Origin of the sequence: Streptomyces vilmorinianum (genome assembly GCF_005517195.1) — a bacterium.
GTDB lineage: Bacteria > Actinomycetota > Actinomycetes > Streptomycetales > Streptomycetaceae > Streptomyces > Streptomyces vilmorinianum.
Genome location: NZ_CP040244.1, coordinates 1,942,177 through 1,955,587, shown reverse-complemented (window position 1 = coordinate 1,955,587; position 13,411 = coordinate 1,942,177). Strand labels below are relative to the sequence as shown.

Annotated in this window: 12 protein-coding genes; 5 read left to right on the top strand and 7 right to left on the bottom strand. The window is 71.5% G+C overall.

Annotation, left to right across the window (positions count from 1 at the left end):
• Positions 1–36: 36 nt before the first annotated feature.
• The 3 genes from FDM97_RS09130 to FDM97_RS09120 all read left to right on the top strand — a co-directional run bounded on the left by FDM97_RS09130 (position 37) and on the right by FDM97_RS09120 (position 5,001).
• Positions 37–2,826 (top strand): N-acetylmuramoyl-L-alanine amidase, encoded by a 2,790-nt coding sequence (locus tag FDM97_RS09130; protein ID WP_137989897.1) that lies wholly within the window; start codon positions 37–39, stop codon positions 2,824–2,826.
• Positions 2,827–2,920: 94 nt separating this feature from the next.
• Positions 2,921–2,977: a trp operon leader peptide gene (locus FDM97_RS37075; RefSeq protein ID WP_071892416.1), complete on the top strand. Its 57-nt coding sequence runs from the start codon at positions 2,921–2,923 to the stop codon at positions 2,975–2,977.
• 98 nt (positions 2,978–3,075) lie between these two features.
• Positions 3,076–5,001: an anthranilate synthase family protein gene (locus FDM97_RS09120; protein WP_137989895.1), complete on the top strand. Its 1,926-nt coding sequence runs from the start codon at positions 3,076–3,078 to the stop codon at positions 4,999–5,001.
• Here FDM97_RS09120 and FDM97_RS09115 read toward each other — a convergent pair.
• The 5 genes from FDM97_RS09115 to FDM97_RS09095 form a co-directional block, all read right to left on the bottom strand.
• Complete coding sequence (locus tag FDM97_RS09115; RefSeq protein WP_137989894.1) at positions 4,998–6,008, bottom strand: 2-hydroxyacid dehydrogenase; 1,011 nt, start codon at positions 6,006–6,008, stop codon at positions 4,998–5,000. The genes FDM97_RS09120 and FDM97_RS09115 overlap by 4 nt on opposite strands.
• 90 nt (positions 6,009–6,098) lie before the next feature.
• A complete protein-coding gene (locus FDM97_RS09110) occupies positions 6,099–7,091 on the bottom strand; it encodes a 6-phosphofructokinase (RefSeq protein WP_137989893.1) in 993 nt (330 codons plus the stop codon).
• Between the two features lie 99 nt (positions 7,092–7,190).
• Entirely contained in the window at positions 7,191–7,868 is a 678-nt protein-coding gene (locus tag FDM97_RS09105; protein WP_137989892.1) for a response regulator, read from the bottom strand.
• A complete protein-coding gene (gene macS / locus FDM97_RS09100; protein ID WP_137989891.1) occupies positions 7,865–9,097 on the bottom strand; it encodes a MacS family sensor histidine kinase in 1,233 nt (410 codons plus the stop codon). The genes FDM97_RS09105 and macS overlap by 4 nt, the downstream gene beginning before the upstream one ends.
• A 33-nt stretch (positions 9,098–9,130) precedes the next feature.
• Positions 9,131–9,862: a lysophospholipid acyltransferase family protein gene (locus tag FDM97_RS09095; protein ID WP_137994737.1), complete on the bottom strand. Its 732-nt coding sequence runs from the start codon at positions 9,860–9,862 to the stop codon at positions 9,131–9,133.
• A 199-nt stretch (positions 9,863–10,061) separates the two neighbouring features.
• On the opposite strand from FDM97_RS09095, the gene FDM97_RS09090 reads away from it, so the two are divergent.
• Positions 10,062–10,844: an alpha/beta hydrolase gene (locus tag FDM97_RS09090; protein ID WP_137989889.1), complete on the top strand. Its 783-nt coding sequence runs from the start codon at positions 10,062–10,064 to the stop codon at positions 10,842–10,844.
• Positions 10,837–11,496 carry a hypothetical protein gene (locus FDM97_RS09085; RefSeq protein WP_137989887.1) on the top strand — a complete coding sequence of 220 codons (660 nt, stop codon included), beginning with the start codon at positions 10,837–10,839 and terminating at the stop codon, positions 11,494–11,496. The genes FDM97_RS09090 and FDM97_RS09085 overlap by 8 nt, the downstream gene beginning before the upstream one ends.
• A 140-nt stretch (positions 11,497–11,636) precedes the next feature.
• Here the strand turns inward: FDM97_RS09085 and FDM97_RS09080 are convergent, their stop codons facing one another.
• On the bottom strand, positions 11,637–12,380 hold the full coding sequence (locus tag FDM97_RS09080; RefSeq protein ID WP_137989885.1) for an endonuclease/exonuclease/phosphatase family protein: 744 nt from the start codon (positions 12,378–12,380) through the stop codon (positions 11,637–11,639).
• 89 nt (positions 12,381–12,469) lie between these two features.
• Positions 12,470–13,411: an ROK family glucokinase gene (locus tag FDM97_RS09075; RefSeq protein ID WP_137989883.1), complete on the bottom strand. Its 942-nt coding sequence runs from the start codon at positions 13,409–13,411 to the stop codon at positions 12,470–12,472.

Below are 13,411 nucleotides of genomic sequence, written 5' to 3'. Positions count from 1 at the left end.
TTAAACATCAACTAAAGACCAATCACAGGGGTGGGCGTGAGCCAAGGGCACCGCAAGGACCGCAAGAAGAAACGGCTGCTTTACGGTGCGGCGGCGGCGGTCGTCGCCACCGCCACGATCGGCACCATCGCCGTGGCCTCGCCCGGCGTGCTGGGCTCCGAGGACGGCAAGAACAGCGGAAACGCTTCTCTGCAGTCGCAGTTCGCGGACGCGGCGCGGGAGTTCGACGTGCCGCAGAGCGTGCTGATGGCGGTGTCGTACCGGCAGACGCGGTGGGAGTCGCACGACGGCGAGCCGAGTGTGACCGGCGCGTACAACGTCATGGGCCTGACGGACGTCGACCCGGAGGACATCGAGTCCGGAGAGGCCGACGAGGAGGCCATCTCCCACTTCAACGGCAGCGGCAAGCCGGAGATCGAGAAGACCTTCGACCCCGCCAAGGTCCGGGCCATCCTGGACAAGGCCGCCGTCGACACCACCGACCCGCGGCTGCACACCCTGGACAAGGCCGCCGAGCTGATCGACAGCTCCGCCGAGGCGGTCCAGAACGACACCGCCGAGTCCATCCGGGCCGGCGCGGCGCTGCTCGCCGAGTACCAGAAGCAGGCCGGCGCCGAGCTGTCCGACGACCCGGGCGCCTGGTATCCGGCCGTCGCGCGCTACAGCGAGTCGCCCGACAAGAAGGGCGCCGACCTCTTCGCGAAGCGCGTCTTCGAGTCCATCAGGACCGGTGAGCGTGAGCTGACCCTGGACGGCGAGCAGGTCTCCCTGCCGGCCGACCCGTCGGTCGAGCCGGTCAAGCCGTCGAACGTGCCGCTGGCGGCGAGCTTCGCCTCCACGACGGCGACGCCGACGCCCGAGTGCCCCGCCGGCCTGAACTGCAACTTCGTGCCGGTCCGGACGGATCCCGCGAACCCCAGCAAGCGCAACTACACGCTCGGCGACCGCCCGAACCAGGGCGTGGACATCCGGCAGATCATCATCCACGACACCGAGGGCGGCTACGACGGCTCGCTCGCGGCGCTCACCAATCCGGCGGTCCCGGGCAGCGCCCACTACCTGATCCGCGCCTCGGACGGTCTGGTCACCCAGATGCTCGAGAACAAGCACCTGGCGTGGCACGCGGGCAACTGGACCCACAACATGCACGCGATCGGCGTGGAGCACGAGGGCTACGCGATCAAGGAGGGCAGCTGGTACACCGAGTCCCAGTACCAGTCCTCCGCCGATCTGGTGAAGTTCCTGGCCGCCAAGTACGGCGTGCCGCTGGACCGCGAGCACATCATCGGCCACGACGAGGTGGCGCTCCAGACGGACGCCGGCCTCAGCAAGCTCCACTGGGACGCGGGCCCGTACTGGGACTGGAACCACTACATGTCCCTCCTGGGCGCCCCGCAGGGCGACAAGGGCGCCGGCGGCCTGCTCAAGGCCGGCCAGGTGGTCCGTGTGGTGCCGCCGTTCACCACGGCGAACCAGCCGAAGCTGACCACCGGTGGCAACGCGGTCCCCGCGCGCCCGTCCAACTTCGGCTACCTGTACACGTCGCCCTCGACGAGCGCGACCACGCTGAAGGACCCGTACTTCTCCTCTCTCTGGTCCGAGGGCTCGAACTACGGGAACAAGGTCCGCGCCGGTGGCAGCTACGTCGTCGCCGATGCCCAGTACAACTGGACCGCGATCTGGTACGCGGGCCAGAAGGCATGGTTCTACAACCCGGGCGGCCAGTACACCGTCCCGGTGACCGGTGCCACGACCGTGAAGGTGAAGTCGGGGCTGACCTCGGCCAAGATCTACGGGCGCTCCTTCCCAGAGACCGCCGCGTACACCGCCGCGGGCCTGGAGGCGCCGGGCGACGAGAACGCCTCCCTGACGAAGTTCTCCCTGGCCGCCGGTCACGCCTATGTGAAGGCCGGCCCGGCGGTGAAGGGCGACGACTGGTTCGGCGGCGCCCAGAAGAACGTCATCGGCAGCACGATGTTCGTGCCGATCCGCTTCCACCACAAGGTCACCTGGGTGAAGCAGAGCGACATCGTGGAGGCGCCCGGTGTCGCGGCCGACACCGGCGCCGGTCGCTACAACCTCCTCGCCCGTGACGGTTCCGGCGTCCTCTGGCAGTACCAGGGCACCGGCAGCGGCACCACGCCCTTCCTGACCCGCTACCGGGTCGGCGCCGGCTGGCAGATCTACAACACCGTCACGGCCATGACCGCCCTGCACGCCAACGGCACCGGTGACGCCGTCGCCCGGGACGGTTCCGGTGTGCTCTGGTACTACCAGGGCAGCGGCAACCCGTCCGCGCCGTTCAAGGCACGGCTCAAGACCGGGGCCGGATGGGGGATCTACGACCAGATCATCGGCGCCCGTGACCTCACCGGGGACGGCAAGGCGGACCTGATCGCCCGCGAGAAGTCCGGCGCGCTGTACCTCTACCAGGGCACCGGCAACCCGTCCGTGCCGTTCGCACCGCGGGCGAAGATCGGTACCGGCTGGCAGATCTACAACATGATCGTCAGCACCGGCGATCTGTCCGGTGACGGCAAGCCGGACTTCATCGGCCGCGACGCCTCCGGCGTCCTGTGGTTCTACGCGGGCACCGGCAACGCCGCCGCCCCGTACGGCGCCCGCGTCAAGGTCGGCACCGGCTGGCAGATCTACAACAGCATCGTCGGGCCGAGCGACCTCGACCGCGACGGCAAGGTGGACTTCATCGGCCGCGACGGTTCCGGCGTCCTGTGGTTCTACAAGGGCACCGGCAACGCCACAGCCCCGTACGCCGCGCGCGTGCAGGTCGGTCCGGGCTGGCAGATCTACAACATGATCTTCTGATCGGGTAGTTCAGCGGGTCCCCGGGGCCCGGCTCGCACCGTCCACGGTGCGGACCGGGCCCCGTTTCCGTGCCCGGCTGGGTTATGGTGCTCGCATGTTCGCGCCGCAGATCCAGAACTGGTGGTGGACCGCTCATCCGGCGGCCCACTGACTGCGCGTACACCGACGACACGCGAAGGCCGCCCGAGGGGCGGCCTTTCCCGTACCCGGGGCCGTTCCTCTCCCACCCGGAAGGAACGACGTATCCGTATGGAACTCTCCCGTCTCCTGGACGACTCCTGCCCGCCCTTCGCCCTGCTCCGCAGGCGCACCCCGGGCCGTGACCACGACACCGTCGAGGTGCTGATCGGCGCGGTCCACGAGGCCGAGCGGCTCGCCGAGCTGCCCGTCGGCCCGCTGCCGACCCTCGCGCTCGTACCGTTCCGGCAGATCCGCGAGCGCGGCTTCGACGTACGCTACGACGGCACCCCGCTCTCCGTGCTGGTCGCCGAGGAGGCGTACGAACTGCCGCTCGCCGCCGCGCTCGAGCAGCTGCCCGCCCATGACGTACGGGTGGAGGGCGGCGGGTTCGACGTGTCGGACGAGGCGTACGCCGAGACCGTACGGCGGGTCATCGACGAGGAGATCGGCGCCGGCGAGGGCGCCAACTTCGTCATCCGGCGCACCTACACCGGGGAGATCCCGGGCTTCGGGCGCGCCGACGCGCTCGCGCTGTTCCGGCGGCTCCTCACGGGCGAGCGGGGCGCGTACTGGACGTTCGTCGTCCACACCGGTGACCGGGTCCTGGTGGGCGCGAGCCCCGAGGTGCACGTCCGGATGACGAGCGGGAGGGGCGAGCGCGAAGCGCTCTCGTCTGGGGGTGGTGGTGGGAGACGGGTGGGCGGCACCGTCGTCATGAACCCGATCAGCGGCACGTACCGCTACCCGGCCGGCGCCGCACCGACCGCCGAGGACCTGCTGGCGTTCCTGGCCGACCGCAAGGAGACCGAGGAGCTCTCCATGGTGGTCGACGAGGAGCTGAAGATGATGTGCACGGTCGGCGACATGGGCGGGGTGGTGATCGGTCCGCGGCTCAAGGAGATGGCGCATCTCGCCCACACCGAGTACGAGCTGCGCGGCCGCTCGTCCCTCGACGTACGGGAGGTGCTGCGGGAGACGATGTTCGCGGCGACGGTCACCGGCTCCCCGGTGCAGAACGCCTGCCGCGTCATCGAGCGCCACGAGGCCGGGGGCCGGGGCTACTACGCGGGGGCGCTGGCCCTGCTCGGCACGGACGAGAACGGCCTCCAGACGCTGGACTCCCCCATCCTCATCCGTACCGCCGACATCTCGGCGGACGGGCGGCTGCGGGTGCCGGTCGGCGCGACCCTGGTCCGCCACTCCGACCCGGCGGGCGAGGTCGCCGAGACGCACGCCAAGGCGGCGGGGGTCCTCGCGGCGCTGGGCGTACGGGAGGGGCGGCCGCGGGACGAGTCGCCGGTGGCGCCGCGGCTCGCGGACGATCCGCGGGTGCGGGCGGCACTGGACGCCCGGCGGGCCGACCTGGCGCCGTTCTGGCTGCGGATGCAGGTGCGGTCGGCGGAGCTGAACGGGCACGCGCTGGTGATCGACGCCGAGGACACCTTCACGGCGATGCTCGCCCACCTGCTGCGCTCCTCCGGTCTGGAGGTCTCGGTCGTGCGCTACGACGAGCCGGGGCTGCGGGAGCTCGCCCTCGCCCACGAGGGCCCGGTGGTGCTCGGGCCGGGGCCGGGCGACCCGGGGGACGCTGCCGACCCCAAGATGCGTTTCCTGCGCGGGCTCACGGCCGAACTCGTACGGGACCACCGGCACGGTCTCCTCGGCGTCTGCCTGGGCCATGAGCTGATCGCGGCCGAGCTCGGCCTGGAGATCGTCCGCAAGCGGACCCCGTTCCAGGGGGCGCAGGTGCGGATCGATCTCTTCGGGCAGGAGCAGACCGTCGGCTTCTACAACAGCTTCACGGCCCGCTGCGACGACCAGGCCGCCACCGAACTGGCGCTGCACCGCATCGAGGTGAGCCGCGACGAGGACACGGGCGAGGTCCACGCGCTGCGCGGGCCGGGCTTCGCCGGGGTCCAGTTCCACCCGGAGTCGGTCCTGACGATGGAGGGGGCGGCGCTGACCGCCTCGCTCCTCGCGGGGGTACTCGTCTAGGGGGCGTCCTGGGAGGCGGCCGGGACCAGGACGTTCTCGCCGCGGCGGCCCGCGAGGTAGTCGAGGACGTTCTGGACGGTCGTGTCGACGATCTGGCCGACCGCCTCGACGGTGTAGTACGCCTGGTGGGAGGTGACCACCACGTTGGGGAAGGTCACCAGGCGGGCCAGGGTGTCGTCCTCGACGACCTCCAGGGACTTGTCGAGGAAGAAGAGCCCGGCCTCCGCCTCGTACACGTCGAGTCCCACCCCGGTGAAGCGGCCCGCGCGGAGTTCGGAGACGAGGGCCTCGGTGTCGACGAGACCGCCGCGGCTGGAGTTGACCAGGACGGCGTCGTCCTTCATCGCCTTGAGGGCGGCGGCGTCGATGAGGTGCCAGGTCGCCGGGAGCAGCGGTACGTGCAGGCTGATCAGGTCGGACTCGGCGAGGAGCCGCTCCTTGTCGACGTACTTCATGCCGAGTTCGACGCAGGCGGGGTTCTCGGCGACGTCCCAGCCGAGGAGGTTCATGCCGAAGCCGTGGGCGATCCGGGTGAACGCCTCGCCGATCTTTCCGGTGCCGAGGACACCGACCGTACGGCCGCGCATGTCGCGGCCCATGAGTCCGTCGAGCCGGAAGTCGAAGTCGCGGGTCCGGTTGGAGGCGCGGACGATCCGCCGGTTGACGGCCATCGCGAGGGTCCAGGCGAACTCGGCGACGGCGTACGGGGAGTAGTACGAGACCCGGGCGACGGTGAGGCCCAGCTCGGCGGCCACATCGAGGTCGATGTTGTTGAAGCCGGTGGAGCGCTGGGCGATGAGCCTCGTTCCGCCGGCGGCCAGGGCCCTCAGGACCGGGCCGCCGAGTTCGGCGTTGACGCTGGTGGACACGATCTCGTAGCCGGCCGCGATGGGCGCGGTGTCCTCGGTGAGGAAGACATCCAGGCAGCGGACCTCGTGGTGTCCTTCGAAGGCCTTCTCGATCAGCGGCTTCTCGTCGGCCTGTACACCGAATGCCAGGATTTCCACGGGTCCCCTCCGGGGGTAGGCCGGAATTGTCTGGTACCGGCGAATATACGACCCCCCGGGGGCGGCCCGCGTGACCACGGGCCGGGGTCGTCAGCCGAAGAAGACCCCGACCTCCTCGTACAGCGCCGGTTCGACCGTCTTGAGCCGTGCCGTGGCCTCGGAGAGGGGGACGCGGACGATGTCGGTGCCACGCAGCGCGACCATCGAGCCGAAGTCGCCGTCGCGGACCGCGTCGATGGCGTGCAGACCGAAGCGGGTGGCGAGCCAGCGGTCGAAGGCGCTGGGGGTGCCGCCGCGCTGCACATGGCCGAGCACGGTGGTCCGCGCCTCGTTGCCCGTCCGCCGCTCGATCTCCTCGGCGAGCCACTCGCCCACGCCCGAGGGCCGGGCCGGCTCGCCGTCCCTGGGCCTGGCGCCCTCGGCGACGACCACTATCGGGGCGTACGTGGCCTTGAACCGCGAGGTGACCCACGCGCAGACCTGGTCGAGGTCGAAGCGCTGCTCGGGGATGAGGATGACGTTGGCGCCGCCCGCGAGTCCGGAGTGGAGGGCGATCCAGCCGGCGTGCCGGCCCATCACCTCCACCACCAGGACCCGCTTGTGGGACTCGGCGGTGGTGTGGAGGCGGTCGATGGCCTCGGTGGCGATGCCGACGGCGGTGTCGAACCCGAAGGTGTAGTCGGTGGCGGAGAGGTCGTTGTCGATGGTCTTGGGCACCCCGACGCAGGGGACGCCGTACTCGTCGACCAGCCGGGCGGCCACCCTGAGGGTGCCCGCGCCGCCGATCGCGATCAGGGCGTCGATCTCGCTCTTGGCGAGGTTCTCCTTGATCCGGCGGATGCCGCTCTCCACCGTGAGCGGATCGGTGCGCGAGGAGCCGAGGATCGTGCCGCCGCGGGGCAGGATGCCGCGGACGGCGGGGATGTCGAGCCGTACGGTGTCGCCGTCCAGGGGTCCGCGCCAGCCGTCGCGGAAGCCGGTGAACTCGTAGCCGTACTCCTGGACGCCCTTGCGGACGATGCCGCGGATGACCGCGTTGAGACCGGGGCAGTCGCCGCCTCCGGTCAGTACGCCGACCCGCATGGAGGTCTCCTTCGCCGTGTCGGACGGGATGTGCGACCCACGCTAGTAGTGGCGTGGGTCACTCCGACACGGCATGGAGAGTGAATTGCCCGTGGATCCTCAGGCGTCGTCGAGGCCGCGCTCGATGGCGTACCGGACCAGCTCCACCCGGTTGTGCAGCTGAAGCTTGCCGAGCGTGTTCTGGACGTGGTTCTGCACGGTCCGGTGCGAGATGACCAGCCGCTCGGCGATCTGCTTGTAGCTCAGGCCCTTGGCGACGAGCCGCAGCACCTCGGTCTCGCGCTCGGTGAGCTGCGGGGCCTTGGGCTCGTCGGCGCCGGACGCCGGGGCGGGCTCGGAGGCGAGGCGGCGGTACTCGCCGAGGACCAGGCCCGCGAGACCGGGCGTGAAGACGGGGTCGCCGGCGGCCGTGCGGCGTACCGCGTCGATCAGTTCGGCCGTGCTGGCCGACTTCAGCAGATAGCCGGTGGCACCGGACTTGACCGCCTCAAGGACGTCGGCGTGCTCGCCGCTCGCGGAGAGCACGAGGACCCGCAGCCTGGGGTTGGCGCCGACCAGCTCCTTGCAGACCTGGACGCCCGGCTTCGCGGGCAGGTTGAGGTCCAGGACGAGGACGTCCGGGTTCACGGCGCCGGCGCGGCGCACGGCCTGCTCGCCGTCGCCGGCGGTGGCCGCCACGTCGAAGCCGGCCTCGGCGAGGTCGCGGGCGACCGCGTCCCGCCACATCGGATGGTCGTCGACGACCATCACTCTGATCTGCTCCTGCTGCTCGCTCATCTCGTTCCTGCCTTCCCCCGTGGTTCCCGCGGGACCTTCAGTTCGACTTCCGTGCCCTGTCCCGGGACCGAGATCAGCTCGGCCGACCCCCCGAGATCCCGCAGCCTGCCCCGGATGGAGAGGGCGACCCCCATCCGGCCCTCGCCCTCCGCCTGGGCGAGCCGTCCCTCCGGGATGCCGGGACCGTCGTCCCGTACCGTCACGATCACCTCGTCCGGCCAGTCCTCGACCAGGATCCACGCCCGGGCGCTGTCGCCCGCGTGCACCCGGACGTTGTCCAGGGCGGCGCCGACGGCGGCGGTCAGCTCGCGGGCGGCCTCCGGCGGGAGCAGCACGGGCGCTCCCGGGTCGGAGAGCGTGACCCGCGCCCCGGCGCGCGGGGTGAGGAGGGCCCGCAGATCGACCGGGGAGCCGGCCGCGTCGGCCGGGTTGTCCTCGTCGGGGTAGTCGGCCATCCGGACGACCGCCCCCTTGGACTCGTCCTCGGAGACCAGCGACGGACGGCTCGGCCCGCCGGCGACCAGGGTCCGCAGCGCGACCTCCTGCTCCCCCGCCATCCGGCCCAGCTCGGCGGCCTCGCCGCCCAGGGCCGTGCCGCGCCGCTGCACCATCGCCAGGACCTGCAGGACGCTGTCGTGGATGTCCCGGGCCAGCCGCTCCCGCTCCCGGGTCGCGGCCTCGATCTCCAGGGCGCGGGCGAGGGTGCGCTCCGAGGCGCGGGCGACCTCGACGACGTAACCGATGGCGATCGACGCCACCCACACCAGCAGGACGTTGTGGAGGGTGTCCCGGGTGGGGTGGCCGCGCTCGATGATGTTGGCGACGGCGACCAGCGAGGAGGCGAAGCCGGCCCAGCGCCAGCCGCCCTTGATCGCGTACGCGAGGACGGCGCCCGCGGTCCATATCGTCGGCAGGGTCGGGCCGTCGACCGACTGCGCGTGCTCGTCGGCGAGCGGGGTGAGCAGGATGCCGGTGAGGGCGACGGTGAGGTCGGCGACGAGGAAGCGCTTGGTGCAGCCGACCGCGTTCGCCACCTTGGGGAGGGTGACCAGGGTCCAGACGCACAGGACGGCGAGGAACGCGATGGCGACCCAGGGCCGTTCGTAGCGTTCACGGCCGAAGACGAAGATCAGGACGGCGTAGATCATCGTCCCGACGCGGTACGCGGTGAGCGCGCGCCACAACGGCTGCTCGACCGACATCCGCACGACACGCTCGCGCTTGGCCATCTCCCCCACCCCCCGGGCGCCCCTACGAGAGGGTCAGGCGCCGGACTCTTCCCGTGCCGCGATCTCTTCCTTCACGGCCTCCTTGGCCGCCTTCTCCGCGTCGGCGATCTGCCGCTTGGCGGCGGTCGCGTAGATGTCGACGTACTCCTGGCCGGACAGCTTCATGATCTCGTACATGACCTCGTCGGTCACCGAGCGCAGGATGAAGCGGTCCCCCTCCATGCCGTGGTAGCGGGAGAAGTCCAGCGGCTTGCCGATCCGGATCCCCGGGCGCATCAGCTTGGGGACGACCTTGCCGGGCGGCTGGATCTTCTCGGTGTCGATCATGGCGACCGGGATCACGGGCGCGCCGGTGGCCAGGGCCACGCGCGCGAGGCCACCGGGCTTGCCGCGGTAGAGGCGACCGTCGGGCGAGCGGGTGCCCTCGGGGTAGATCCCGAAGAGTCCGCCCTTCTCGATGACCTCGATACCGGCCTTGATCGCGGCCTCGCCCGCGCCGCGCGCGCCGGAGCGGTCCACCGGGAGCTGGCCGACGCCCTTGAAGAAGGCGGCGGTGAGCTTGCCCTTCACACCGGGCGAGGTGAAGTACTCGGCCTTGGCGATGAAGGTGACCTTGCGGTCGAGGACGGCGGGCAGGAAGAAGGAGTCCGAGAAGGACAGGTGGTTGCTCGCGAGGATCGCCGGCCCCTCGGCGGGAATGTTCTCGAGGCCCTCCACCCACGGCCTGAAGGCGAGCTTCAGTGACCCCCCGATGGAGAACTTCATTGCGCCGTAGATCAACTCGAGTACCTTCCGTGTGCTGTCGGACTGACCTTATCCCGCCTTTTCCCGCCTGCCCGCGCGGGTGCGGCCGAGCAAGGAGCACCTTCGTGCGAACGGCCCTGGTCGGTGTCGGTCCGGTCGCGTACGGTGAAGGTCCTTCCCCTTGTCGTTGCTTCGTCGAACCCCCGAACAGGAGACCCCGGTGCCGGTCCTTCCTGGAGCCGAGCCGTACCGCCACGAGGGCGGAAAGGTCGGCGTCCTTCTCTGTCACGGATTCACCGGTTCCCCGCAGTCGCTGCGCCCGTGGGCCGAGTATCTGGCCGAGCGCGGACTGACCGTGTCGCTGCCGCTCCTGCCCGGGCACGGCACCCGCTGGGAGGACTTGCAGCTCACCAGCTGGCAGGACTGGTACGCGGAGGTGGACCGGGCTCTGCGGGAGCTGCTGGCCACCTGCGAGGAGGTCTTCGTCTTCGGTCTGTCCATGGGCGGGGCGCTCTCGCTGCGGCTCGCGGCCAGGCACGGGGATGCCGTACGGGGTCTCGTCCTGGTGAACCCGGGCAACAAGGTGCACGGCCTCGCCGCGCACGCGCTGCCGGTGGTCCGCCACTTCGTGCGCACGACGAACGGCATCGCCAGCGACATCGCCAAGGAGGGCTCGGCGGAGATCGGCTACGACAAGGTGCCGCTGCACGCGGCGCACTCGCTGCGTCAGTTCTTCCGGGTCGTGGACGCGGAGCTGCCGCAGGTCACGCAGCCGGTGGTCGTGCTGCACAGCCCGCGGGACCACGTGGTCCCGCCGGCCGACTCGGCGCGGATCCTGAGCCGGATCTCCTCGACGGACGTGACGGAGATCCTGCTGGAACAGAGCTACCACGTGGCGACGTTGGACCACGACGCGGAGCGGATCTTCGAGGAGAGCTGGGCCTTCGTCGGCCGGCTCGCTCCGGAAGGCGTCGGTGAGAAGGGGAGCACGAGCGGTGGCTGAGCAGCACGACGGGGAGCGCGAGCCGCAGCCCATCGACGAGGAGGCCGCATGGGCGGCCATCGTCGCCGGGTACGGCCAGGAGCCGGCGGACCCTCCGGGGGCCAGGCCCTTCAGGTCGGTGGAGGATCTGGCGCTCCCGGAGCCGGTGGACGAGTCGGACGACGACTCGGACGACGACTCGGACGACTCCGCCCGCCCGGAGGCGGCGGCCGACGAGGACGGTGACGGCGAGGAGGACGAGGACGGGGACGAGGGGCCCGCGAAGCCCGCGCTGGGCAGCTCGATCGTCTTCGCGCCCGGAGTGAGCGTGGGCGGCGGCCCTCGGGACTACCAGCTCGCCGACCCCGACGACGAGCCCGGCGAGAAGAAGCCCGGCAGGAAGGGCGACGACGACGGCGAGGGCCACTTCGTCCCGCCGGAGCCGCCGCCGCTGCCGGAGGCGGACGCGACGACGAAGTTCGCGTGGCTGGGCGTGGTGGGCGGCCCGGTGCTGATGCTGATCGCGGTGCTGCTCCAGTGGGACATGACGTGGTGGCTGACGACGCTGTGCATCGGCGGCTTCCTGGGCGGTTTCGCGACACTGGTGGCCCGGATGAAGCACGACGACGACGATGACGGCTACGACGACCCGGGCCGCGGCGCGGTGGTCTGACCGGCGCGTCGGACCACCGGCCTCGCGCCTCAGGCCGCTGGAAGCCGAATCCTCCGACGCCGGCGCTCGCACCGCTCGGCGCCGGGGCGCCTCCCGGGCTTCGGCCGGCTGCGGCGGACTCCGTCCGCCGACCGTGTGGGTCAGGCCGCCGGGATCCGTACCGCCGCGAGGACCGGCAGGTGGTCCGTCGCCGCCTTGAGGTCGGCCGGGTCGAGGTCCGTGGGCACGCCACAGCCCAGGAACTCCACGCCCTCGGTGGCCAGGATCGCGTCGATGCGCTGGTGCGGGTCGGTGGGCGTCGAGGTGTACTCGCCGCCCCAGGGGCTGACCGCCCAGCCGTCCTGGAGCTCCTTCGCCAGGCGGGTGAAGGCCCGCCCGTCGGGTCGCTCGTTGAGGTCACCGGCCACGATCGTGTGCGGGGTGCCCATGGCGGCGACCCGGTCGAGGAGCATCCCGGCCTGGGCGTACCGCTCGTCCTTCTGCAGGCTGAGGTGACAGCTGATCAGCCCGACCCGGGCGCCGGCGAACCGTACGACGGCGGTCGCGAAGCCGCGCCGGTGCAGGCCCGGGGTGAGCGGCAGCAGGACGTCCTCGGTGTGTTCCACGGTGGCCCGCAGCGAGCACATCAGCAGCGGCCCGGCGGCCGTGGCGCCGCCGCTGAGCACGACGAGCTCGCTCTTGGCGGCGAGCCGGGCGGCGTGCTTGCGCCAGCGGAAGAAGCGCGGCGCCTCCTGGACGAAGACGAGATCGGGCGCGCAGGCCCGGATGACCCGGGCGAGGGCGTCCTCGTCGTCCCGCAGCGAGCGGACGTTGTAGCTGAGCACCCGGACGACGGCCGAACCGTCCGCCTCGGTGCGGGAGTTGGGCAGCGCGGTGATCGCCATGCGCAGCAACATACGACAACCGCCCGTCGGGCCCCAGAGGGCGCGACGGGCGGGACGGCGTTCCGTGTCGTACGGACGAGGCGCGGGCGTCAGCCCTGGCGGGCCAGGTCCGCCGCGCCGACCAGACCGGCCTTGTTGCCGAGCTGGGCCGCGAGGACCTGGGCGTGCGGGCGCCACTGGCCGCCGACGAGCCAGCGGCGGAAGGACTTGCGGATCGGGTCGAGGACGAGGTCGCCCTCGTCGGAGACGCCACCGCCGACGATGAACGCCGAGGGGTCGAAGAGCGAGGCGAGGTCGGCCAGACCGGCGCCGGCCCAGCGGGCCAGCTCGCGGAACGAGTCGATGGCCACCGGGTCGCCCTGCCGGGCGGCGTCGCTGATGTGCTTGCCCTGGATGCCCTCCGCGGTGCCGTCGCCGAGGCCGAGGAGGACCTTCGCGTTCTCCGGGGTCGCCTGGGCGCGCTGCTTCGCGTACCGGACGAGGGCGCGCCCGGAGGCGTACTGCTCCCAGCAGCCCTGGCTGCCGCAGCCGCACAGCAGGCCGTCCGGGACGACCCGGATGTGCCCGAACTCCGCGGCCACGCCGAAGCGTCCGCGGCGCAGCTTGTTGCCGATGATGATGCCGCCGCCGAGGCCGGTGCCGAGCGTGATGCAGATGACGTCCTCGTGGCCCTGCCCCGCGCCGAACTTGTACTCGCCCCAGGCCGCCGCGTTCGCGTCGTTCTCGACGACGACCGGCAGGCCGACCCGCTGCTCGACCTTGTCCTTCAGCGGCTCGTGCCGCCAGTCGATGTTCGGCGCGAAGAGGACGGTGGCGCGCTTGTCGTCGACATAGCCCGCGGCACCGATGCCGACAGCCTCGATCTGATGGCCCTTGCCGGCCTCGGAGACCGCGGCGCAGATCGCGTCGACGATGCCTTCGGGGGTCGGCGGGGTGGGCACCGTGTGCGTGTCGAGGATGTTGCCCTCCTCGTCGACCACGCCGGCCGCGATCTTCGTGCCGCCGATGTCGACGCCGATGGTGAGTCCCAT

Bases quoted from the DNA above. Each gene is read 5' to 3' on its own strand.
- macS (WP_137989891.1), bottom strand. From the start codon at position 9,097: ATGGCCAAGCGCGAGCGTGTCGTGCGGATGTCGGTCGAGCAGCCGTTG.
- FDM97_RS09080 (WP_137989885.1), bottom strand. From the start codon at position 12,380: ATGGCGATCACCGCGCTGCCCAACTCCCGCACCGAGGCGGACGGTTCG.
- FDM97_RS09120 (WP_137989895.1), top strand. From the start codon at position 3,076: ATGGAACTCTCCCGTCTCCTGGACGACTCCTGCCCGCCCTTCGCCCTG.
- FDM97_RS09075 (WP_137989883.1), bottom strand. From the start codon at position 13,411: ATGGGACTCACCATCGGCGTCGACATCGGCGGCACGAAGATCGCGGCC.
- FDM97_RS09110 (WP_137989893.1), bottom strand. From the start codon at position 7,091: ATGCGGGTCGGCGTACTGACCGGAGGCGGCGACTGCCCCGGTCTCAAC.
- FDM97_RS09105 (WP_137989892.1), bottom strand. From the start codon at position 7,868: ATGAGCGAGCAGCAGGAGCAGATCAGAGTGATGGTCGTCGACGACCAT.
- FDM97_RS09095 (WP_137994737.1), bottom strand. From the start codon at position 9,862: ATGAAGTTCTCCATCGGGGGGTCACTGAAGCTCGCCTTCAGGCCGTGG.